The following is a 20,638-nucleotide window of genomic DNA, read 5'->3' on the forward strand; positions in this document are numbered from 1 at the left end:
AACCTTGGGATGCTCTGTGTCTTTGAGCGCGTGAATCGGGAAGGACCGCCCGCAAGCCTGGAGAAGTGCGTTTGGTATGACGCAATCGTCCCCAGTGGGACACGCGTGGCGCGCCACCATGAAGTGTCTCGCATTCCCGGCTTACTTCGTTCGCCATCAGCACTTTCGGCGAAAGCAGGTGAGCGCGTCAGAGATCGCGCCTCAAGCCGAAGACTGTGCAGCGATACGTCTGAATCGGTTGCCATGCACCGGTCTATTCAATTGCCTGGAAGGTCGAACATCCGTCGGCTGTTGGAGCTGCAGGCTCGAATGATCTCGTCGACATCGCGACCCATGAGCTCTGCCACGCTGGCGGCGACCCAAGGAAGATTGGCCGGCTCGTTGTGTCCACGACGCGTTTCGGCATTCTTGGGAAACAGGTAGGGGGCATCCGTCTCAAGGTGCAGTCGATCCAGCGGTATGGCTGGCAGGGCCTCGCGAAGTGCTTGGCCGCGCTGGAGATCTGTGACCCAGCCCGTGATGCCGATGTCGAGCCCCATCGCGAGAAAGGCTTCTGCTTCCGCGCGGTTGCCCGTGAAACAGTGCACGACGCCGCGCGCTCCGTCGGCCACTACAGGCGTAAGCATGTCGTGGAAATCGATGAAGGCGTCGCGGCAGTGAAGAAAAAGCGGCTTGCGAGTCGCTACAGCCATTGACAGCTGCTGCTCGAAAGCAATGCGCTGTGTCTGCGGAGTCGAAAAGTTGCGGTTGTAGTCAAGGCCACACTCTCCAACCGCCACGACCTCCGGGCACTTCCAGAGTTCGGTCAGCTCGCGGAAGGTGCTTGGGTCGTACGACTTTGCGCCATGGGGGTGTACCCCCGCGGTCGCGAAGACGGTGCCCGGATTGGCTCTTGCAAGCTCTAGGGCCAGACGACTGGATGCCGCCGACGTGCCTGTGGCGATCATCTGGGCAACGTTTGCCGCCCTTGCACGCGTCAACAATTGGGCAGTCAGCGACACCAACTGCACCGAGTGAAAGTTGGCGCCGATATCGACCAGTTGCGCTCGTTCGGATTGTGTTCCCTTGCTCATTCGCCGATGGTACGGGGTGATGCATACGATCCATCGGCACTCAGGTCCGGTACCGTGATGGTGCAAGTCGACGACCGACATGTCGCTGCGAGTGACCGTTGCAGCTTGAGTGCTGACGATCAGCAATTCCCAGCTTGAGATTGTGGTTGGCAGCGAAAGTTGTCGATGACGCCTCTCGCAGCCGATGGCAAGTGTTTCGGTTTCATGCTCGGCATCGCGTTGGCCGAAGGAATGGCGGCCTGCAGGCTTGGCCGTCGACAACAGCTGCTGTGCGGCAAATATCGCGCTTTCAGCGACTTTGCAGGTAACCCGCCGAGACTGTTCCGTGCCAAACAGGGTTGCGCTTGTTCGAACTAGGCAGCGGATGCAACTTTGGATGCCTGTGGTGCGCGTCCGGCTCTATGAGTAAAATTGCTGCTAGGCGCCCGCCCAAGCTCTGGACAGCTTGAAAAAGGCCATTGGCAGTCTCCCGAAGTACTCTCGCCATCAACCATCCGGATACCGGCTGTTCGATAGCGACAAAACGTCCAGCGCTCGAACAGTATTGGAGTATTCCGATGAGTAATTATGTCCGCTCGGCCGCCTATGCGGCCTCCCAAGCACTTGCCGCGCAAGGCTTGACCGTCAAGCGTTCCCATCTTTCCGAAGTCGTCGCCGCGCTACTGGGCTACCGTGCCTACGCGGCTCTGGTCGTCGAAGACGCGAACCCCAAGCTCGACTACCACCTGGACGACGCCGAGATCGTCGTGCTCAACCTCCCGATGGGGGCGGCGCGCGTCCTTGAGCTGGGCCTTGAAGACGGTACGACACCGTCGATAGTGATGCCGGCGTGCGTCGTGGCGTTGAAGGCCAGTGCGGATCAGGTCGGTGTCTACGAGGGCGTCGCTGATTTCTATGATTCGCACGCACGCGAGGCGCTGGCCGAAGCAATCTACAACTCCGACGAGCTGGCAGGTGCAGTGGCTGAAAGCAATGCCGGCTATCCGGACGAACCTGAAATGGACGTCGAATGCCCGGCGACCGCGGACTTGTGGGCTGCGACAGACGAATGGACGATCGAGGCCGACGGGGACATGACCGGGGAGTACGACCCGGAAGGTGACCGCATGTTCAACGGGGACACGCTGAACTGCCGCGGGTGGCTGACCTACCGCAAGGCGGGGCGCGCGGGGTTGGTGTTCGTGGAGGCTGGCGGAACTGGCGGTGCCGATGACAGTTGGCGCGACCTGGATCGCGAAGCTGAGCTGGCGTACGAGCAAAGCCTGGAGGCCAAGCAGGCCGGCTAGCAAGGACGCACATACCGGCGGGGCGTCGATCGCGCCGCCGGTGCTTCAATCACGCAGCGTCACTTGGACGCGAGATGATTCTTGAGCAGGAACCAGCACATGTTGAGCGCGAAGGAGCGGCCAAGGCGGGTCATCTGATCCTCTGGAATGCCCACAGGGCGATGGGCGCCCGGGCTCAGAAATCCGAACACACCCGCCAGGCCCTTTTCCTCTTCGGGTGTGACCTCGCCGCTCGTGCGTAGGAACGCCAGCACTTCGCCCCATTTCGACGGGTTGTAGGTCGCGGGAACTTGCGCGCGTGAAGCCACGTCGGCGGCAACATCCGCCGCCAGCGTTTCCAGCGCGACACGGGCATTCACGAGGGCCGAGTTGTAGTCGGGCGGAGTCGCGAGAAAGGTCCGGGCCGAATCACCGATCTTGGCGATGATCTCCTGCGCGCGCGGCGCTCTCGAGTTCTGCAGCGCCACGATCAGGTCGTCCTCCAGTGGGGCCGCATCCGCAATCGACGGGTCGATCTGCACGAGTTTCGTGTCTTTTACGATGTAGCCGTCCAGGAGCAGGCATTGCGTCAGATCATGCATGCGCTCGTCGAATCGGTACTTCGGATTCACTCTTGCTCGCAGGTCGCCCTTGGTGGCCACGACTTCGGCCAGCACAAGCATGAGGGGGCGTTCGTAAAGCCCGCGCAACTCGTTCAACATACAGCAACTGGCCTGGCGACAACGACAGGTGTTGCACGCCGTACTTGCTGAGCAGCACGATGGACAACATGGGCTCCTGAAGCTCCAGGAATTGTGCGAGGGAATAGCGGGTCCTCGTTCCGATCATGTCTGGCTCCTTTCATCGGACGGCCCTGCAGAACCGTGAACAATCGATAACGCCATGATAACGCCAATTTGCACGATAACATTGCCTGTGTTATCGTGCGGAACTAAAGTTACATAGGATGAGCCTTGCCGAACCTCGCGACCGCCGTTCTGCACTACCTTCAGGAGGTCCTGGGCATTGACGCGCCAGACGTGAAGCCGTGGGCGCGTGCAAACGAACTGCCGTACTTCCTTCGCGATGCTTTCCAGTTCAGCGAGTTGGAACTGCTGGGGCAGCCGGTTGTGCTGGCGATAGGGCGGGCCGACGCCAAGCAGTCCCTCAGTGAAGTCAGGGCCTGGCTGGACAAGGTCAAGGCACTGGCCGGCCAGCCGGCGGTCTATGTCACCGATGCGCTGGCCTCCTATGACCGTCGGCGCTTGATCGAGCAAAAAGTCCCATTCATCGTGCCGGGCAACCAACTCTATCTGCCGGATCTGGGTCTGGACCTGCGCGAGTATTTTCGGCAGCGCGCTCCGGCCACGGAAGCGGCGCTGAGCCCGTCCGCGCAAGCCATGCTGATCACGGCCTTGTTGCGCCAGCCGTGGCAATCTGATTGGCAGCCTGCCAAGGTCGCAGTCGCCTTGGGCTACACGTCCATGACACTGTCACGCGCGGTCAAGGAACTGACTGCGGCCGGGCTGGCTACCGCATACACGGTTGGCCGTGCGCGCTGGTTGCGAATGGAGCTCCCGCCGGAGCATGTCTGGGAGCGTGCGAAGCCTGCGCTGCGAACGCCGGTCAAGCGCACGGTCTGGGTGGCAGCCCACGGGGTCGTTGCACATCGGCCCAGCCGCATCGCGGGCCTGAGCGCACTTGCGCGCTACTCCATGCTGACCGAGCCGAAATGGCCGGTGTATGCGATGACCTCTGCCGAATGGAAGGCCGCGACGGATGCCGGCGTGCGAGAGTTGCCTGAGCCCGAAACGGACGCACAAGAATGGCAGCTGTGGAGCTACAGCCCGACGTTGATGCCAGACGCCACCACGGTGGACCCGCTCTCGCTGACGCTCAGCCTGCAAGAGAACGCCGACGACCGAATCCAGCTCGCATTGGATGAACTGAAAGGACAACTTCCATGGTGAGAGGGTTGGACATTTTCCGGGAGCGGTTTGCTGCATACATCGACCAATACGTCCTGATTGGCGGCACGGCCGCGAGCCTGACGATGGAGGAGGCCGGGCTGGAATTCCGCGCCACCAAAGACCTCGACATCGTCCTGCATGTGGAGGCGTTGACCCCGGCATTTGGCGAGGCCTTCTGGAAATTCGTTGAGGACGGTGGCTACGAAATTCGCCAGGCCAGCGACACCGGAAAACCGATCTTTTATCGGTTCCAGAAGCCTGCTGATGATCGCTACCCGGCGATGGTCGAGCTGTTCGCGAGAGCCCCCGACGGATTGCAACCGGCCGAAGGCAGTCAGCTGACACCCATACCACTGGACGAAGCCGTCTCCAGCTTGTCCGCCATCTTGCTGGACGAGGTCTACTACGCATTCATCATGGCCGGGCGCCGCGAAGTCGATGGCCTGCCCAGGGTCGGCGAAGACCGCCTGATCCCGCTCAAGGCTATCGCGTGGTTGGAACTGACGGCCCGGAAAGAGCAGGGCGCCAAGGTCGATGCCAAGGACGTGCGCAAACACCTCAACGATGTACTGCGCCTTTCGCAACTGCTGGCGCCCGCCACACGCATTTCGGTCGACAAGAAGATCGGCGACGACATGACGCGGTTCCTTGTCGCCGTCGCTGCCGGCACGTCCATTGACCCGAAAACGCTGCAGCTCGGCAACGTCGCCGTCGCCGAGTTGGTGGCCCGCATCGCCCAAGCATATGAAATTGAACTGCCTGGGCAGGCGGCGGGATGATGGATGAGGAAGTCAATCGGAGCGGGTCGATGGGCAGCCCCCGCCCGAACAAATAAACTGAGCAGGATGAGGCATGGCATTGTTGAAGGCTTGGTGCACTGGCACCAAGAACAAAAGCAAGAAAAAGACGTTCCGAACGCACTCGAAAAAAGATGGCGGCCGTGCTGCCGTTCGAAGCGCGCGCTCCGGCGATCTCGGCGAATCCTGGGGTGCGGTGCGTTTTTCGGTATGCTTGCACCTGATTGACGATGATGTCGAAAACGTCGCTCCCCCGCAAATCGCTCCATCTCCCGCGCCAGCAAAAGATCTGCGCTTATGACGGTAAAAGCGACGGTAAAGACCCATGTCGATCACAGCCAAATCCTTTAACCATGCGGGTTTGGGAGCCTTGTTGATGATGGAGTGGGAGTGATCCCTCCCTTTGCGCAGATCACCACCTCCTGATATCTCTGCTATGACGTTTGGGACTGATTTCTGGCTCCATTGCGGCTTTCGCACGCTGGTGCGCACTGAACGCGGGTGGCTGATCCCTACCGGTGACTACTTTGTACAGGTGCTGGCCCGCCCCGAGCTGGCGCTGGTACCCGAGTCATGCGCCGCAGAAATCGCCCTGCACGAATCGTTGGCGGCGCAGCCCTTGCGGGCTGTTTCAGCCAGTGAGCTGGCCGCTGTGCAGGACGACGACGCCCGCGAGAACTACGCGGTGTTTTTGCGCTTTCGCGATGCGCTGCAAACCGCCGGCACGCTAGAGGCCTACTACCTTCAACTCATGCGCAGTGGGGTGGTGAACGTTCCTGCCGTGTTCATCGACGCCGTGGTGCAGGCGCTGCTGCGCAACCTGCTGGACAACTGCAACGACGCCTTCGAAGCCCGCGCCGCCGAAATGCTGTTTCGTCCGCAACGCATTACCTTGCAAGACGGGCAAATGCTGGCGGGCGACCGGGAGACGCTTGACATGCTCAATGAGACCGCGGGCCTGGGCGAGGTGGGGCGCTTGCTGCTGCAAAGCGGCGCACTGCAGCCTACGGCGCAGGTCAAGGTGCTGTCGGCCGACAATGCGGCGCAATATTGGCAGGAGAGCGACCGCCACCACTTTCTGCTCGACCTGACCCATGAGCTGACGCAGGACCTGAGCCATGGGTTGACCTTCAAGATGACCCGCGCCCGCTCGGGCCTCAAGGCGCTGGCGCGGGTGCTGGAGCGCTGGGTCGCCCACTTGCTGGGCGTGCAAGTGCAGATCGAGCCTGTGCACCAGGTCACCGACAGCGCGTGGCGCTGGCATGTGGGGCTGGATGTGGAGTCCACTGCCATCCTGAATGATCTGTACCAGGATCGGCCGGTGGAGGCCGAGCGCATGCAGCGTCTGGTGAGCCTGTTCAAGCTGACTTTTGCCAACCCGGCCGAGATGCGCGCCGATGTGGCGGGCAAGCCGGTGTACTTGGGGCTCGCCACCAATGCTGATGGCGTGGTGCGCATCAAGCCGCAGAACCTGTTGCTCAATCTGCCGCTGGCATCGGCATCTTGATTGCTATTGAATCAATAGCATATAGCGCTTGATGAATAAGCGCTAGCGGCCAATTTGATTCAAATTCTTCACGATGACTGGCCGTCCGGTGCTGGACGCTCATCCAATCGTCATCAGGCTCGCGTTTCCACCAGCAGCTGCCGTGTTCACACTGAGCGCACGCTCGATCAGCAGGCGCTCCAGCGGAATGTCGGTGGCGCCGGGCTGCAGCGCGGTCACGCCCACGATGGGCCCGGCGCGGCGGGCGAGGGCGGTGCACACCGCCTGCAGCGATGGGGCGTCGCCATGGTGCAACACGGCGTCCAGCGCGAGCGTGCCATCGTTCAGTGTGTTGTCCTGCAGCAGGATTTGCGCTTGCACCAGCGTGGGCAATGGCGTGCGCAGTTGGGCCTGGGCGTTGGGCCACAGGGCCGTGCCACCGGTGGCGAGCACGGCGGCCGTCTGCACCAGCAGGTCGTCCGCGCTCTGCGCGAGGCACAGCACGCGGGCACGTGGGGCCAAGGTGTACACATTGCGCTCGCCCGTCGGGCCGGGCAGGGTGCGGGCGGTGCCGCTTTGGGTTTGTTGGGCAAAGCGCTGGCAGGTGGCCGCCAGCGCGGCGTTGCCTTGGAGTTGGGCCCATTGCTCCAGCGTGGTCAGCGGTGCCAGCAGGCGCTCGCGCCGCTCGGTGTCGGGCGGACTGGTGCGGTCAGCCTCGGCAAAGGTGCGCGCCAGCGCATCGGCCGGGCGCTGCGACACCAGGCGCAGCAGGTACAGCGGCCCGCCTGCCTTGGGCCCCGTGCCCGACAGGCCCTCGCCGCCAAACGGCTGCACGCCCACCACGGCGCCGACCATGTTGCGGTTCACGTAGACATTGCCTGCATGGGCACGGTTCACCACGCGGGCAATGGTTTCGTCGATGCGGGTGTGTACGCCTTGCGTCAGGCCGTAGCCGGTGGCGTTGATCTGGTCGAGCAGGCGATCCAGGTCGTTGCGGGCGTAGCGCACCAAGTGCAGCACAGGGCCGAAGACTTCGCGTTGCAGCTCGCCGATGTGGTTCAGTTCGATCAGCGTGGGGGGCACAAAAGTGCCTTGGCTGGTCGCGGTCGCAAGGTGCTGCGGGTGCTGGAACACCCTATGGCCTTGGGCCTTGAAGTTCTCGATGTGTTGGGTGATGCCCGCTTGTGCTTCGGCGTCGATCACCGGGCCCACGTCCACGCGCAGCTCGCCAGGGTTGCCCACGCGCAGTTCACCCATGGCACCTTGCAGCATCTCCACCACGCGGTCCGCGGCATCTTCCTGCACGCACAACACGCGCAGCGCCGAGCAGCGCTGTCCTGCGCTGTCAAAGGCGGACGACACCGCATCGCCCACCACCTGCTCGACCAAGGCGGACGAGTCCACGATCATTGCGTTCTGCCCGCCGGTTTCAGCAATCAGCGGGATGGGACGGCCTGCAGCGTCCAGCCGCCCGGCCACGGTGCGTTGCAGTATGCGCGCCACTTCGGTGGAGCCGGTGAACATCACGCCCATCACGCGGGCATCGCCAACCAGGCGGGCGCCCACGGTCTCGCCCTGGCCGGGCAGCAACTGCACCGCCGCGCGCGGCACACCGGCCTGCCATAGCAGGCGCACGGCTTCAAAGGCGATCAGCGGGGTTTGTTCGGCGGGCTTGGCCAGCACGGGGTTGCCAGCGGCCAGTGCGGCCGCCACCTGGCCCATGAAGATGGCGAGCGGGAAGTTCCAGGGGCTGATGCAGGCCACCGGGCCCAGCGGGATGTGGGTGGCGTTGTCGAAGCTGCTCTGCACCTGGGCGGCGTAGTAGCGCAGGAAGTCCACGGCTTCGCGCACTTCGGCCACGGCGTTGCTGGCGCTTTTGCCCGCTTCGCGCATCAGCAGGCCCAACAAGGGTTGCATGCGCGCTTCCAGCAGGTCGGCGGTGCGCAGCAGGGCGGCGGCGCGGTCGGCGGGCGGCGTGGCGGCCCAGAGGGCTGTGGCGGCCTGGGCGTGGGCCAGGGCCTGGTCGACGTCGGCGGTCGTGGCCTCTTGCACCTGGCCCACAACATCGTTGTGGTCGGCGGGGTTGCGCACGGGTTGGGTGGTGCCTGCGGGCAAGTCAGTAGCCAGCAGGGGCGCTGCCGTCCAGGCGTGGCTTGCCGTGGCTTGCAGGGTGTTGGCCAGCTCGGTCAGCGTGTTTTCGTTCGACAAATCCAGCCCGCGCGAATTGGTGCGGTGCGCGCCATACAGGCCTTGGGGTGTAGCAATGCGGGGGTGGGGCAGACCAGCGATGCCTTCGGTGGCAGCTTGCTGGTCCACCACTTGCACGGGGCTCTTTACCAGCTCATCCAGTGCAATGGTCTCGTCGGCAATGCGATTCACAAACGAGGTGTTGGCGCCGTTCTCCAGCAGGCGGCGCACCAGGTAGGCCAGCAGCGTCTCATGCGTGCCCACGGGGGCGTAGATGCGGCACGGGCGGCCCAATTTACCGGCGGTGATGGCACCTACCACCTGCTCATACAGCGGCTCGCCCATGCCGTGCAGGCACTGGAACTCGTACTGCCCGGCGTAGTAGTTGCTCCCTGCCAGTTGGTAAATGGTGGCCACCGTCTCGGCGTTGTGCGTGGCGAACTGGGGGTATACGGCCTCGGGCGCGGCCAGCAGCTTGCGTGCGCAGGCGATGTACGAGATGTCGGTGTGCACCTTGCGGGTGTAGACGGGGTAGTCCTCCAGGCCATCGACCTGGGCTCGCTTGATCTCGCTGTCCCAGTACGCGCCCTTCACCAAGCGCACCATCAGGCGCCGCTCGGTGCTGCGGGCGAGTTGAACCACGTAGTCGATGACGAAGGGGCAGCGCTTTTGGTAGGCCTGGATGACAAAGCCAATGCCGTTCCAGCCCGCCAGCGTGGGCTCGTGGCACAGGCGCTCCAGCAGGTCCAGCGACAGCTCCAGGCGGTCGGTTTCTTCGGCATCGATGTTCAGGCCAATGTCGTACTGCTTGGCCAGGGCCGTGAGGCGCAACACCAGCGGGTACAGCTCGTCCATCACGCGGCCAAACTGTGCGCGGCTGTAGCGCGGGTGCAGGGCCGAGAGCTTGATGGAGATGCCTGGGCCTTCGTAAATGCCGCGCCCATTGGATGCCTTGCCAATGGCGTGGATGGCTTGCTCGTAGGACTGGTAGTAGCGTTGCGCATCCGCGTTGGTCAACGCGGCCTCGCCCAGCATGTCGTACGAATAGCGAAAGCCCTCGGCCTCCATGGTGCGGGCGTTGCGCAGGGCTTCGTCGATGGTCTCGCCGGTCACAAACTGCTCGCCCATCATGCGCATCGCCATGTCCACGCCCTTGCGGATCAGGGGCTCGCCGCCCTTGCCGATCAGGCGGCTGAGCGAATTGCCCAGGCTGCCTTCGCTGTGTGTGGCCACCAGCTTGCCGGTGATGAGCAGGCCCCAGGTGGCGGCGTTGACGAAGAGCGACGGGCTCTTGCCCAGGTGGGCATCCCACTGGCCGTGGCTGATCTTGTCGCGGATCAGCGCATCGCGTGTGGCCTTGTCGGGGATGCGCAGCAGCGCCTCGGCCAGGCACATCAGCGCCACCCCTTCTTGCGACGACAGCGAAAACTCCTGCAGCAGCCCCTGCACGATGCCCGCGCGCCCGGCGCTGGCCTTGCGTTCGCGCAGTGCTTTGGCAATGCGCAGCGCCAATTGTTCGGCCGACGCCGCTTGATCGGCAGGCAGGCGGGCCTCGGCCAGCAGCGGGGCCAGGGCCTCGGACTCGGGGCGGCGGGTGGCGGCGGTGATGGCGGCACGCAGGGGGTTGTTCAGTGGCGTGCGGGGGGCAAAGTCAGCGAACGGAGCAGAGGGCGGGGCGGTGGGCTGCGTCATGGCGGTGTCTTTCGGTGGATTTGTGGGCCAAAAGCCTCTTTGGCGTGTTGATGTCAATGATCCTTGGGCTGATGCTGAATAAATGTTCGAAAATTGCATCCGACGCCGAACTAATGACTATCCAGAATGCAAGCAGATCCCGATATCGACCGAATTGACCGCAAGATCCTGTCAATCCTGCAGAAAGACGGCCGTATTGCCAACCTCAAGCTGGCCGAGGCGGTGGCCCTGTCGCCCACGGCCGTGCTGGCGCGCGTACAGCGCCTCACGCGCGACGGCTTCATCCTGGGCTATGAGGCGCGCCTGAACCCCCTGAAGCTGGGCGCCGGCATGCTGGTATTTGTGGAAGTGCTGCTCGACCGCACCACGCCCAACGTGTTCGACCAGTTCAAGGCCGCCGTGCAGGTGCACCCCGAGATCATGGAATGCCACATGGTGGCGGGCGGGTTCGACTACCTGCTCAAGACCCGCTCCGCCGACATGAACGCCTACCGCGTGTTCGCGGGCAATGTGCTGTGGCAGTTGCCCGGCGTGCGCGAGACCCGCACCTATGCGGTGATGGAGGAGGTCAAGCACACCAACCACTTGTATCTGCGCTGAGGGTGCAAACGGTCTGGCGGCCTGAAAGCCACAGCCGCATTGGCTCGCTGGGCATAAGCCCGCATAATTGCTTGCAAAATTGCCCGATTGAGGAGAACACCCATGAACGCCATTCCCTTTGCTGCCGCTGCCCTGGTGGCGCTTTTCAGCCAATCGGCTGCAGCCTCGTGCTACGTTGTGTACGGGCCCGACAAGGACATCGTGTACCGCGCTCCTGAGCCGCCAATCGACATGTCCTACCAGATCCACGAAACCCTGCCGCTGGTGGCGCCCGGCGCCACACTGGTGTTCAGTCCTGACAACTACGGCTGCGACCAGACCATCAACAAGCTGCCGCTGGCGTCCGCGCAACGCGGCCTGCGCGGCGGCCGTCCGGCCCGCGCCGACCGGGGCTGACGCCTTCCCCGCCCCACCAAGCCCCCGGTCAGCGCGGCCCCGGGCCTGAGACAATCGGGGGATGAGTGAACCCAAAGAACTGTCCCCCGCGTTTGAGCCGACCGCGTTAGACGCCTCCGACCTGCCTGCCGACTGGCTGCAGGTGCAATCCCTGAACCTCGACGCGCAAGGCGTCGCCCGCAAGCCCGACGGCAAGGTCATCTTCATCGAGGGTGCGCTGCCCTTCGAGCTGGTCACCGCCAACACCCACCGCAAGAAGAACAATTGGGAGCAGGCCAGCCTGACGGCCATCCACCGCGAATCCTCGCAGCGGGTGCGCCCTGGCTGCCCGCACTTCGGCCTGCACGCCGGTGCCTGCGGTGGCTGCAAGATGCAGCACCTGCATGTGGGCGCCCAGGTGGCCGTCAAGCAGCGGGTGCTGGAAGACAACCTCTGGCACCTGGGCAAGGTCAAGGCCCAGACCATGCTGCGGCCCATCGAGGGGCCGTCCTGGGGCTACCGCTACCGCGCCCGGCTGTCGGTGCGCCATGTGATCAAGAAGGGCCAGGTGTTGATCGGATTTCATGAGCGCAAGAGCCGCTATGTGGCCGACATGGAGCAGTGCCCCGTGCTGCCGCCCCATGTGGATGCCATGCTCATGCCCTTGCGCGCGCTGATTGCCGGCATGGATGCACGCGACACCTGTCCGCAGATTGAACTGGCCTGCGGCGACACCGTGACCGCACTGGTGCTGCGCCACCTGGAGCCGCTGAGCACCGGTGACATCGCCCGGCTGCGGGCCTTTGCGGCGGAGCACCATGTGCAGTGGTGGCTGCAGCCCAAGGGGCCCGACACCGTGAAGCTGCTGGACGAGGGCGGCGAGCAGCTGTCGTATGCGCTGCCGGATTTCGGCATCACCATGCCGTTCAAGCCCACCGATTTCACGCAGGTGAACCCGCACATCAACCGCGTGCTGGTGTCGCGCGCGCTGCGCCTGCTGGACGTGCAGCCACACGAACGCGTGATCGACTGGTTCTGCGGCCTGGGCAACTTCACGCTGCCACTGGCCACGCAGGCGCGCGAGGTGCTGGGTATCGAGGGCAGCGAGGCCCTGGTGGCCCGTTCGCGCGAAAACTATGCATCAAATCAGGCTGCAGCGCCCGACCATAAAGCGCTGGCAGCTACTGATTTTGTAGCGAGAAACCTGTTCGACATGACGTCGGAGATGCTGGTCGCTGACGGGTCTGCCGAGAAGTGGCTGGTCGACCCACCGCGCGAAGGTGCGTTTGCGCTGGCCAAGGCCTTGGCGGACATCGAGCAGGCCCGCATCGGTGCCGAAGGCGCAGGCCCGCTGCCTGCCGGTGCCGAGGGCTGGACGCCGCCCAAGCGCATTGTGTATGTGAGCTGTAACCCCGCCACCCTGGCACGGGATGCTGGGCTGCTGGTGCACCTGGCGGGTTACCAGTGCACGGCAGCAGGCATGGTGAACATGTTCCCGCACACGGCGCATGTGGAGAGCATGGCGGTGTTTGACCGGGTGTGAGCGTGCGTGGCCGGTGATCCGGTCACCCGCCGCGGGCTTGCAGCCTTGCGGCACCGCTGGGGGCCGGGGTGGGCACCGCGTCAGCTGCGGTTGCGGCTGGATGCCGGCTCGCCTGTTTCGGTTTCGATGTCGGCGGGCTTTTCAGCGCGTTCGGGTTTTTCGACCTTGCCCAGCACCGACGGCGTGCCCTGGATGTTGTTCTCGCGCATGTAGGCGTCCATGTCCTTCCAGCCCGCAAACACCTGGGCCTTGGGGGCCTTGGGGTTCAGGGTGTAGCAGTCTTCCAGGCCCCGCAATGCGTGGCGGCAGGCGCCACCAATGGCCTTGGCCTCTTCCTCACGCTGGGCGACGCGCGGGTCGGGCCCGAGCCCGGGAATCTTGTCGCAGGCGGTCAGCAGCAGGATGCTGGAGAACGCCAGCAGCCGCAGTGCGGTGGAGGGAATTTTGGGATACATGTACTTGCATTATCGGCACGCTCTCCGCCGTATTGAGGCTTGACCCTGCAAGGCGCCTAGAAAAAAGGCTCCCGAGGGAGCCTTTTTGCCTTTGAGCGGAAATGGCAGCAGTGCTTACTCGCGCTCGCCACCCATGATGCCCAGCAGCGCCAGCAGGCTCTGGAACACGTTGAAAATGCTCAGGTACAAGCCCAGCGTGGCGCTGATGTAGTTGGTTTCACCGCCATCCAGAATGCGCTTGAGGTCGTACAGCATGAAGGCGCTGAAGATGCCGATGGCCGCCACCGAAATCGCCATCATGCCGGCCGTGGAGCCCACGAACACGTTGACGACGGCGCCCACCATGAGCACCAGCGCGCCCACCATCAGCCACTTGCCCATGCCCGACAGGTCGCGCTTGATCACGCTGGCCAGGCTGGCCATCACGAAGAACACGCCTGCGGTGCCGGCAAAGGCCGTCATGATCAGGTCGGTGCCGTTCTTGAAGCCCAGCACCATGCCGATCATGCGCGACAGCATCAGGCCCATGAAGAACGTGAAGGCCAGCAGCACGGGCACGCCGGCGGCCGAGCGCTTTGTCTTTTCGATGGCATACATGAAGCCAAACGCGCCCCCGAGGAACACGATCAGGCCCAGGCCGCCAGACAGCGAGCGCGTGATACCGGTGGCCACACCCACCCAGGCGCCCAGCACGGTGGGGATCATGCTCAGTGCGAGCAGCCAGTACGTATTGCGAAGCACCTTGTGGCGCTCTTCCTGCGAGATGCCATAGCCCGCAGAGTGGCCCAGGGTGGTGACTTGGTCGTTCATCATCTTGTGTCTCTCCTTGTTGGCCTGCACAGCGCAGACACAGCAAATTTTAGGTGGTGACGGTTTTCGGGCCTGCAATACCCGCATCCGGTTACCTACTTTTGGTAAGGGTTCTTTCACCCTGGGTGCGGGTGAAGGGGGCAAGGCATCCCGCTATGCTCCGGGTTCCTGCTGCGGGCAAGCCTCCGGCAACGCGCGTAATTCTGATTTCATTCCCCCATTTTTGGATTGCTCCATGAAAACCAAGCACGAACTCGAACTGGCCGATGTCAAGGCCGTTGCCGCCGCCGCCGAAGCTGAAGCCCTCAAGAACAACTGGGCCGTGACCATCGCCATCGTGGACGATGGCGGTCACCTGCTGTGGCTGCAGCGCCTGGACGGTGCGGCGGCGGTGTCGTCGCACATTGCGCCCTCCAAGGCGCGTACGGCAGCCCTCGGCCGCCGTGAGAGCAAGGTGTACGAGGACGTGATCAACGGCGGCCGCACCTCCTTCCTGAGCGCGCCCACCATTGACGGTCTGCTCGAGGGCGGCGTGCCGATCATGAAGGATGGCCAGTGCCTGGGTGCGGTGGGTGTGAGCGGTGTGAAGTCCACCGAAGACGCGCAGATTGCCCGTGCGGGCATTGTTGCGCTGGGCCTTTGAGGGAGCCCTTCAGCGTCTGTGATGCTATTTAATTTATAGCTTCACGCGCTTGTTGGTAAAGCGCTGGAGCCTGAAAAAGCTTGCAATGCAAGCCCCTGCGCAAAAAACCGGCCATGGGCCGGTTTTTTGTTGTGTGGATGAACCCTGGGGCGAGGGCGTTCAGAAAAAAAAGCCTGGCTACGCGGGCGAACCCGTTGGCTGGCAAAAACGACCTTTCGGGCTTGTGGCAAGCCCTGGAGTCGCCCCACGATGAAACCTGGGTGCCAAGGATTTACTTGGTCAGGATGAGTTTGCCCAGCTTGGTGGCCTGCAGGCGGTACAGCGAGCCGTTGTGGCTGATGGCAACGGCCTTCTGGCCTTGCAGCAGCGCGCTGCTGTCTACAGCACCTGGTACGGCGTCGTTGGCCGCATGGGCCGTGCCGCTGTCTGCACGCGAGACGGGCAGATCGGATGGGACGTTACGCAGGAGCGAGGCGGAGGTCAGTGTGGCTTGCATTGAAAAGTGTTCCTGTTGCATTGCAGTGCGTTTTGCTAATGATAACGATTCGCAATTACGAGTCAAGCAATTTCTGTGTTTCTTTTTGTTCTGTTTTCAAAACCGAATGGCGCATCTCGCGCTTGGGGGCTGAGCCATGCTGCGTTTGGCGCTCCCCGACATGTCTCCCATCGCCTTGTGGCGCTGCTGCAGCCGGGGTGCGGCCGGGGTGCAGCCACAAGCAGGTCAAGGCGCGTAAGCTCGATGTGTCCTCGGCCCCTGTCATGACCGGGAAAATCGAAACCGTGGACGGTTAAAAGGGCCAAGAATGCAAGCTGACCTTCAAGCACCTGGCAATTGCGGACGCCAGCAAATGGACGCTGTAAATGTTCTGCAGCTTGCCCGGCCACTTCATTGCCGCCAACTTCACAGGCCAGTGAGCCATGCGGCGTGATCTTTCCTCACCCGCGCTGCGGGGCGGCTTGCTTGCGCTGCTTTCTGCAGCCTTGTTCGGGTTGAGCACGCCGATGGTGCAAGGTTTTGGCGTGGGCGTCGGGCCGTTCACCACCGCAGCGCTGCTGTATGGCGGCGCGGCATTGGTGGCTGCGTTCATGCGCCGCACATCCGGGCACGAGGCGCAATTGCGCCGGGGCGATTTCCCGCGCTTGCTTGCCATGGCTGGCATGGGCGCAGTGGTAGGTCCGGTGGCGCTGGCGTGGGGTCTGCAACGCACCAGCGGGTCCAGCGCGTCGTTGATGTTGACCCTGGAGGCGGTGTTCACTGCCGTCCTTGCGTGGCGCTGGTACGGTGAGACGCTGGACAGACGCGTTATTGCCGCTGTCACTCTCCTCCTGCTGGGCGGAGTCGTGCTCGTTCTTGAACAGGGCCTGCTCGGCCAGGTTCAACTGCTGGGACTGCTTGCAGTCACCGTGGCCACCATCGCATGGGGCGTCGACAACACGCTGTCGAGGGGGGTTGCGGACCGCGATCCGGGACAGGTGGTCATGGTGAAGGCGGTGCTTGGCACGCTGGCGACCGTGTTGATGGGTAGGGTGTGGGGCGAGCCTTTGCCCGGGGCCGGTGCCGCGTTGGCCTTGCTGGCCGTTGGGGCCACTGGCTACGGTCTGAGCCTGCGGTTTTACCTGCTTGCACAACGGGCGTTTGGAGCGGCACGCACGGGGTCAGTCTTTGCGTTTGCTCCGTTCATTGGCGCCGTGGGTGCGTTCGCGCTGGGCGACCGGTCAGGGTCATGGTTGATGGCAATGGGCGGGGCGTTCATGGTCGGTGGCGTGTTGCTGCACCTTGCCGAGCGACATGAGCACATGCACACCCACGAAGCCCTGGAGCATGAGCACGCCCACACCCACGATGACGATCACCACACGCACGCCCATGCCGAGATGCCCGTGGGCCCACACAGCCACCGCCACAGCCACGGTGTGGTGAGCCACTCCCACCCCCATGTGCCGGATGCACACCATCAGCATTCCCATTGATGCTGTGGGCGCTGCATTCACTTTTTCAAGCTCGCAAGGCGCAAGGCGGCGAGGCGCCCTTCAGCCCCGAAGGCAGAAGAGGAAGCCAAACCCCTGCGGCCCCCGGAACGTGGACTGCCCGGTCGGCGGGTGGCTGGCCGGGCCGGAACGAGGTCACCCCTTGCGACAAGAATCAGGGCGTTGGCTCCGTCACAAACCCGATCTTGCGCACCCCGGCGCGCTGCGCGGCTGCCATGGCCTGGGCCACGCGTTCGTAGCGCACTTCCTTGTCGCCGCGGATGTGCAGGTCGGGCTGGGGCTCCTTGGCGGCTTCGGCCTGCAGGCGGGGCAGCAGCTCTTCGTCGGTCACCTGCAACTCGTTCCAGTAGTACTTGCCATCGGCCGCAACAGACAGGCGCACGGTTTCGGGCTTGATGAGCTCGGGCTGGTTGGTGGCGCGCGGCAAATCAACGTTGACCGAGTGTTTCATCACCGGCACGGTGATGATGAAGATGATGAGCAGTACCAGCATGACGTCGACCAGCGGCGTCATGTTGATCTCGTTCATCACCTCATCGGCATCGTCTTGGGTTCCAAAGGCCATGGCTTAGCTGCCTTTCTTCATGGGCAGCACCTTGCCCGGTTCGCCCCCGGCGTTCACGCGGGCGCCGGTCACAAAGTAGGCGTGCAGGTCGTGCGCAAAGCTGTTGAGACCGCCCAGGATGGACTTGTTGCCGCGCACCAGCGCGTTGTAGCCCAGCACCGCCGGGATGGCCACCGCCAGGCCCAGGGCCGTCATGATCAGCGCCTCGCCAATGGGGCCGGCCACCTTGTCGATGGTGGACTGGCCCGAGGTGCCGATGGCCAGCAGCGCATGGTAGATACCCCACACGGTGCCAAACAGGCCAATGAACGGCGCCGTGGAGCCCACCGATGCCAGGATGGCCAGGCCTGACTGCAGGCGGGCGGTGAATTCGTCAATGCAGTTGCGCAGGCAGCGCGTGACCCAGTCGCTCACGTCCAGGGCGTCGTGCAGGTGGGCCTTGGTGTTGCGGTGGTGGGCGGTGGCCTCGCGGCCTTCCAGGGCCAGGTGGCGGAAGGGGTTGGTCGGGTCCGGGCCCAGCTTGGTCAGGCCGGTCGCAAAGTCTTCGCTGTGCCAGAAATCCTTGGCCGCGCGGGCGTGCTTCTTGAACCGGATGATGTCCAGCGCCTTGATGAGGATGACGATCCACGTGACCAGCGACATGGCCAGCAGCAGCACAGCGACTGCGCGGGTGACAAAGTCGCCCTGGATCCAGACGTTGGCGATGCCGAATTGCGATTCCATGAGAAAACTCCCTGTATGTTGGTATGCGTTGAATGCGTTATTCGAGAACGAAGTTGATGGGCACCAGGTTCCACATGGCTTCCGGCACACCGTTGCGCTTGCCCGGCACAAAGCGCCAGCGCATCACGGCATCCTGGGCCTGCCGGTCCAGCCGGTCGAAGCCGCTGGATGTGCTCACCTCCACCTTCTGCGGCAGGCCGTCGGTGCCAATCAGCACGCGCAGCACCACCTTGCCCTGTTCACCCATGCGTTTGCTGATGGCGGGGTAGCTGGGCCTGGGGTTGTTGAGGTAGGCCGCGTCGCTGGAGGGCAACTCGATCCGGGGTGGCGCCGCTGGCGCGGGTGGGGCAGGAGGCGCCGGCGCGGGGGACGGCGGTACTGCAGGGGCATCCGTGGGTGGCGCGGGGGGCTGGGGCGTGGCAATGCCCGTGGGGGCTGTGGGTGCCGGTGTGGGGTCGGCAACGGCCACGGGCATCGGCGCGGGGCGCGGTGCGATCCGGGGCGGCGCCTTGGGTGCCGGTGTGGGTGGCGGCGGCGGCGCGGGGGGAGGTGGTGCCACCTTGGGCGGCGCGGGTGGCGCAATGAATTCGCTCAGCAGCTCCGCCGGCACGATGACCTCGGCAGCCTTGCGCACCAGGCCCGACTGCAGGGCCCAGATGCCGGCCACATGCAGCGCCACCACAGATCCCACGATCACGGCATTGCGGCTCACGCCCCCGGCGGGGGCAAAACGATCAGGGTGAGACATAAAAATGATAGCTGCCAGCGCTTGATGGATAAGCGCCAGAGGCCAAAAAGACCTAATTTATTTGCGAAAGACCCACCAGGCCGAGCCTGCGACGAGGATCAGGCTGCCTGCGAGTGTAGAGAGGAGTTCCATGACTTGCTTTCCAAAATGGAGCTGGCAAGCTGGATCGGTTGCGGCGCGGCCTCGTTGCGCAAGGCGGCCACAGGGGTCGATGCACTGCACTGCGCGACCACATCGCGGGCGCAGCTTTCGCAGCATCCGCATTGGGTGGCCACGCCCAGTTCGAACTGGATTTCGTCAAAGCTCATGCCTGCGCGTGCGTGGCGGGCAATCTCACGGTCCGAAATCCGGCGGCAAACACAGACGATCATGGCGGCAGGCAGTGTGGCTGGCTGTTGAAGAGAAGGGATGCGTGATTATAAATACGAATCCGTCGCATTTGCAATAAACATTCCTTGTGTCATGGGAAAGGCTACCTGCCGTGGCTGCCGGGCGTCCATATCGCCGCTCACTCGCCGCTCAGTCGCCGCTCAGTCGGGGCTCAGCAGGGCCTGGGTGGCATCGGCCAGGGTGGCACAGCCGGTGAGGGCCATGGCCACTTCCAGCTCGTCGCGCAGCAGTCGTAGCACATGGGCCACGCCCGTTGCCCCGGCGTTGGCCAGGCCCCACACGGCGGGGCGGCCTACCAGCACGGCCGATGCACCCAGCGCCATGGCTTTGAGCACGTCGGTGCCGCGCCGGATGCCACCATCCACCAGCACCGGCACTGCGCCCCCCACGGCCTGCACCACGCGGGGCAGGGCGGTGGCCGTGGGCGGGGCGGTGTCGAGCGTGCGGCCGCCGTGGTTGGAGACGATCAGCCCTGCCGCGCCCGCGGCCACGGCCTGACGCGCATCGGCAGGGTGCAACACGCCTTTGAGCAGCACAGGCAGTGCCGTGATGGACTGCAGCCAGGCCACGTCGTCCCAGGTGGGGGCGTGGTGCAGCAGGCCGTCGAACAGTGCACTCTGGCCGGGGCGCAGGTCGGGCGGTGGGGGCGGGGGCAGGCCGGCCAGGTTGACCGGGCCTATACCCTGGGGCAACCGGAACCCCGCACGCTGCTCGCGGTCGCGCACGCCGCTGGCGGGGGCGTCCACCGTGAGCACCAGCGCTTCGTAGCCCGCCGCCTCGGCGCGCTGCACCAGCGCCTGCGTAAAGCCCCGGTCGTGCTGCAGATAGAGCTGAAACCACAGGGGGCCCCGCCCCGGGTCGGGCAGCACGGCGCTGGCGATGGCTTCGAGCGACACGCTGGCCTGGGTGCTGAGCACCACCCCCGCGCCCAGCGCCGCAGCTGCGTAGGCCATGGCCAGCTCGCCATCCGGGTGCGCCAGGCGCTGAAAGGCGACCGGTGCGAGCAGGATGGGGTGGGCCAGCGTGCGCCCCAGCAGCTGCACACGTGTGTGGCCGCCGGCCAGCGGCTGCAGCACGTGCGGCCACAGGGGCAGTGCGTCCCAGGCGCTGCGGTTGGCGTGCAGCGTGGTCTCGTTCGCCGCACCGCCGCTGAAGTAGGCCCAGGCGTTGTCGTCCAGATGCTGGCGCGCCTGCAGCTCGTGGTCGGCCAGGGTGACGATCTCCGGGGGGATGTTTTGCCGTGCGGGGGTGTGGGTCATACAAGCGAAAAAAGCACCTGGCGCTTATGCAGCAAGCGCGAGGTGCTATTGAAAAGTGAGCTAATGCT

General features: G+C 64.2%; 21 protein-coding genes. 10 read left to right on the forward strand and 11 right to left on the reverse strand.

Translation table 11 applies throughout. From position 1 onward, the window contains the following. Positions 1–257: 257 nt before the first annotated feature. Positions 258–1,334, reverse strand: a complete 1,077-nt coding sequence (locus tag AAFF19_RS11300; RefSeq protein WP_182118851.1) for a TatD family hydrolase — start codon at positions 1,332–1,334, stop codon at positions 258–260. Positions 1,335–1,630: 296 nt separating this feature from the next. Between AAFF19_RS11300 and AAFF19_RS11305 the strand changes: the two genes are divergently transcribed. Beyond that, entirely contained in the window at positions 1,631–2,359 is a 729-nt protein-coding gene (locus AAFF19_RS11305; RefSeq protein ID WP_182118852.1) for a hypothetical protein, read from the forward strand. Between the two features lie 59 nt (positions 2,360–2,418). Here AAFF19_RS11305 and AAFF19_RS11310 read toward each other — a convergent pair whose 3' ends face one another. After that, positions 2,419–3,060 carry a hypothetical protein gene (locus AAFF19_RS11310; RefSeq protein ID WP_220459064.1) on the reverse strand — a complete coding sequence of 214 codons (642 nt, stop codon included), beginning with the start codon at positions 3,058–3,060 and terminating at the stop codon, positions 2,419–2,421. 252 nt (positions 3,061–3,312) lie between these two features. Here AAFF19_RS11310 and AAFF19_RS11315 point away from each other — a divergent pair, with 252 nt between their 5' ends. From AAFF19_RS11315 to AAFF19_RS11330, 4 genes are all read left to right on the forward strand, one after another. Beyond that, positions 3,313–4,308, forward strand: coding sequence for a hypothetical protein (locus tag AAFF19_RS11315; RefSeq protein ID WP_182118853.1), 996 nt, complete (start codon positions 3,313–3,315; stop codon positions 4,306–4,308). Further along, a complete protein-coding gene (locus AAFF19_RS11320; RefSeq protein ID WP_182118854.1) occupies positions 4,302–5,087 on the forward strand; it encodes a hypothetical protein in 786 nt (261 codons plus the stop codon). Before AAFF19_RS11315 ends, AAFF19_RS11320 begins: the two co-directional genes overlap by 7 nt. 73 nt (positions 5,088–5,160) lie before the next feature. Continuing rightward, a complete protein-coding gene (locus tag AAFF19_RS11325; RefSeq protein WP_182118855.1) occupies positions 5,161–5,406 on the forward strand; it encodes a hypothetical protein in 246 nt (81 codons plus the stop codon). Between the two features lie 135 nt (positions 5,407–5,541). Then, positions 5,542–6,612, forward strand: a complete 1,071-nt coding sequence (locus AAFF19_RS11330; RefSeq protein ID WP_342720205.1) for a DUF6352 family protein — start codon at positions 5,542–5,544, stop codon at positions 6,610–6,612. Between the two features lie 99 nt (positions 6,613–6,711). Here AAFF19_RS11330 and putA read toward each other — a convergent pair whose 3' ends face one another. Beyond that, the gene (putA, locus tag AAFF19_RS11335; protein ID WP_342720206.1) at positions 6,712–10,470 is read right to left on the reverse strand and encodes a trifunctional transcriptional regulator/proline dehydrogenase/L-glutamate gamma-semialdehyde dehydrogenase; all 3,759 of its coding nucleotides are present in this window, start codon (positions 10,468–10,470) and stop codon (positions 6,712–6,714) included. A gap of 126 nt (positions 10,471–10,596) precedes the next feature. On the opposite strand from putA, the gene AAFF19_RS11340 reads away from it, so the two are divergent. The 3 genes from AAFF19_RS11340 (at position 10,597) to rlmD (ending at position 12,988) form a co-directional block, all read left to right on the forward strand. Next, positions 10,597–11,070 carry an Lrp/AsnC ligand binding domain-containing protein gene (locus AAFF19_RS11340; RefSeq protein ID WP_182118858.1) on the forward strand — a complete coding sequence of 158 codons (474 nt, stop codon included), beginning with the start codon at positions 10,597–10,599 and terminating at the stop codon, positions 11,068–11,070. 102 nt (positions 11,071–11,172) lie between these two features. Continuing rightward, complete coding sequence (locus AAFF19_RS11345) at positions 11,173–11,466, forward strand: hypothetical protein (protein ID WP_008904019.1); 294 nt, start codon at positions 11,173–11,175, stop codon at positions 11,464–11,466. A gap of 61 nt (positions 11,467–11,527) precedes the next feature. Then, positions 11,528–12,988 carry a 23S rRNA (uracil(1939)-C(5))-methyltransferase RlmD gene (gene rlmD, locus AAFF19_RS11350; protein WP_342720207.1) on the forward strand — a complete coding sequence of 487 codons (1,461 nt, stop codon included), beginning with the start codon at positions 11,528–11,530 and terminating at the stop codon, positions 12,986–12,988. Positions 12,989–13,068: 80 nt separating this feature from the next. On the opposite strand, the gene AAFF19_RS11355 is transcribed toward rlmD, so the two are convergent. Together AAFF19_RS11355 and AAFF19_RS11360 are read right to left on the reverse strand one after the other, a co-directional pair. Further along, on the reverse strand, positions 13,069–13,443 hold the full coding sequence (locus tag AAFF19_RS11355; RefSeq protein WP_342720208.1) for a hypothetical protein: 375 nt from the start codon (positions 13,441–13,443) through the stop codon (positions 13,069–13,071). Positions 13,444–13,557: 114 nt separating this feature from the next. Further along, positions 13,558–14,253 carry a Bax inhibitor-1/YccA family protein gene (locus AAFF19_RS11360; RefSeq protein WP_008904022.1) on the reverse strand — a complete coding sequence of 232 codons (696 nt, stop codon included), beginning with the start codon at positions 14,251–14,253 and terminating at the stop codon, positions 13,558–13,560. A 235-nt stretch (positions 14,254–14,488) separates the two neighbouring features. Here AAFF19_RS11360 and AAFF19_RS11365 point away from each other — a divergent pair, with 235 nt between their 5' ends. After that, entirely contained in the window at positions 14,489–14,896 is a 408-nt protein-coding gene (locus tag AAFF19_RS11365; RefSeq protein WP_182118860.1) for a heme-binding protein, read from the forward strand. A gap of 271 nt (positions 14,897–15,167) precedes the next feature. Here the strand turns inward: AAFF19_RS11365 and AAFF19_RS11370 are convergent, their stop codons facing one another. Beyond that, positions 15,168–15,392: a hemin uptake protein HemP gene (locus AAFF19_RS11370; RefSeq protein WP_008904024.1), complete on the reverse strand. Its 225-nt coding sequence runs from the start codon at positions 15,390–15,392 to the stop codon at positions 15,168–15,170. Between the two features lie 422 nt (positions 15,393–15,814). Here AAFF19_RS11370 and AAFF19_RS11375 point away from each other — a divergent pair, with 422 nt between their 5' ends. Further along, entirely contained in the window at positions 15,815–16,867 is a 1,053-nt protein-coding gene (locus AAFF19_RS11375; protein ID WP_182118861.1) for a DMT family transporter, read from the forward strand. Positions 16,868–17,039: 172 nt separating this feature from the next. Here AAFF19_RS11375 and AAFF19_RS11380 read toward each other — a convergent pair whose 3' ends face one another. The 5 genes from AAFF19_RS11380 to AAFF19_RS11400 form a co-directional block, all read right to left on the reverse strand. Beyond that, the gene (locus tag AAFF19_RS11380) at positions 17,040–17,450 is read right to left on the reverse strand and encodes a biopolymer transporter ExbD (protein ID WP_182118862.1); all 411 of its coding nucleotides are present in this window, start codon (positions 17,448–17,450) and stop codon (positions 17,040–17,042) included. Between the two features lie 3 nt (positions 17,451–17,453). Further along, positions 17,454–18,173, reverse strand: coding sequence for a MotA/TolQ/ExbB proton channel family protein (locus AAFF19_RS11385; RefSeq protein ID WP_182118863.1), 720 nt, complete (start codon positions 18,171–18,173; stop codon positions 17,454–17,456). Between the two features lie 37 nt (positions 18,174–18,210). Next, positions 18,211–18,921: an energy transducer TonB gene (locus AAFF19_RS11390; RefSeq protein ID WP_182118864.1), complete on the reverse strand. Its 711-nt coding sequence runs from the start codon at positions 18,919–18,921 to the stop codon at positions 18,211–18,213. A 98-nt stretch (positions 18,922–19,019) separates the two neighbouring features. Beyond that, positions 19,020–19,292, reverse strand: coding sequence for a (2Fe-2S)-binding protein (locus AAFF19_RS11395; protein WP_034693432.1), 273 nt, complete (start codon positions 19,290–19,292; stop codon positions 19,020–19,022). Between the two features lie 159 nt (positions 19,293–19,451). Then, positions 19,452–20,570 (reverse strand): alpha-hydroxy acid oxidase, encoded by a 1,119-nt coding sequence (locus tag AAFF19_RS11400; protein ID WP_182118865.1) that lies wholly within the window; start codon positions 20,568–20,570, stop codon positions 19,452–19,454. Positions 20,571–20,638: the final 68 nt, after the last annotated feature.

Origin of the sequence: Acidovorax sp. FHTAMBA (assembly GCF_038958875.1) — a bacterium.
Taxonomy (GTDB): domain Bacteria; phylum Pseudomonadota; class Gammaproteobacteria; order Burkholderiales; family Burkholderiaceae_C; genus Acidovorax.

Coding starts and splice junctions, on each gene's coding strand:
- AAFF19_RS11305 (WP_182118852.1), top strand. CDS start 1,631: ATGAGTAATTATGTCCGCTCGGCCGCCTATGCGGCCTCCCAAGCACTT.
- AAFF19_RS11310 (WP_220459064.1), bottom strand. CDS start 3,060: ATGTTGAACGAGTTGCGCGGGCTTTACGAACGCCCCCTCATGCTTGTG.
- AAFF19_RS11320 (WP_182118854.1), top strand. CDS start 4,302: ATGGTGAGAGGGTTGGACATTTTCCGGGAGCGGTTTGCTGCATACATC.
- AAFF19_RS11325 (WP_182118855.1), top strand. CDS start 5,161: ATGGCATTGTTGAAGGCTTGGTGCACTGGCACCAAGAACAAAAGCAAG.
- AAFF19_RS11330 (WP_342720205.1), top strand. CDS start 5,542: ATGACGTTTGGGACTGATTTCTGGCTCCATTGCGGCTTTCGCACGCTG.
- putA (WP_342720206.1), bottom strand. CDS start 10,470: ATGACGCAGCCCACCGCCCCGCCCTCTGCTCCGTTCGCTGACTTTGCC.
- AAFF19_RS11340 (WP_182118858.1), top strand. CDS start 10,597: ATGCAAGCAGATCCCGATATCGACCGAATTGACCGCAAGATCCTGTCA.
- AAFF19_RS11345 (WP_008904019.1), top strand. CDS start 11,173: ATGAACGCCATTCCCTTTGCTGCCGCTGCCCTGGTGGCGCTTTTCAGC.
- rlmD (WP_342720207.1), top strand. CDS start 11,528: ATGAGTGAACCCAAAGAACTGTCCCCCGCGTTTGAGCCGACCGCGTTA.
- AAFF19_RS11355 (WP_342720208.1), bottom strand. CDS start 13,443: ATGTATCCCAAAATTCCCTCCACCGCACTGCGGCTGCTGGCGTTCTCC.
- AAFF19_RS11360 (WP_008904022.1), bottom strand. CDS start 14,253: ATGAACGACCAAGTCACCACCCTGGGCCACTCTGCGGGCTATGGCATC.
- AAFF19_RS11365 (WP_182118860.1), top strand. CDS start 14,489: ATGAAAACCAAGCACGAACTCGAACTGGCCGATGTCAAGGCCGTTGCC.
- AAFF19_RS11370 (WP_008904024.1), bottom strand. CDS start 15,392: ATGCAAGCCACACTGACCTCCGCCTCGCTCCTGCGTAACGTCCCATCC.
- AAFF19_RS11375 (WP_182118861.1), top strand. CDS start 15,815: ATGCGGCGTGATCTTTCCTCACCCGCGCTGCGGGGCGGCTTGCTTGCG.
- AAFF19_RS11380 (WP_182118862.1), bottom strand. CDS start 17,450: ATGGCCTTTGGAACCCAAGACGATGCCGATGAGGTGATGAACGAGATC.
- AAFF19_RS11385 (WP_182118863.1), bottom strand. CDS start 18,173: ATGGAATCGCAATTCGGCATCGCCAACGTCTGGATCCAGGGCGACTTT.
- AAFF19_RS11390 (WP_182118864.1), bottom strand. CDS start 18,921: ATGTCTCACCCTGATCGTTTTGCCCCCGCCGGGGGCGTGAGCCGCAAT.
- AAFF19_RS11395 (WP_034693432.1), bottom strand. CDS start 19,292: ATGATCGTCTGTGTTTGCCGCCGGATTTCGGACCGTGAGATTGCCCGC.
- AAFF19_RS11400 (WP_182118865.1), bottom strand. CDS start 20,570: ATGACCCACACCCCCGCACGGCAAAACATCCCCCCGGAGATCGTCACC.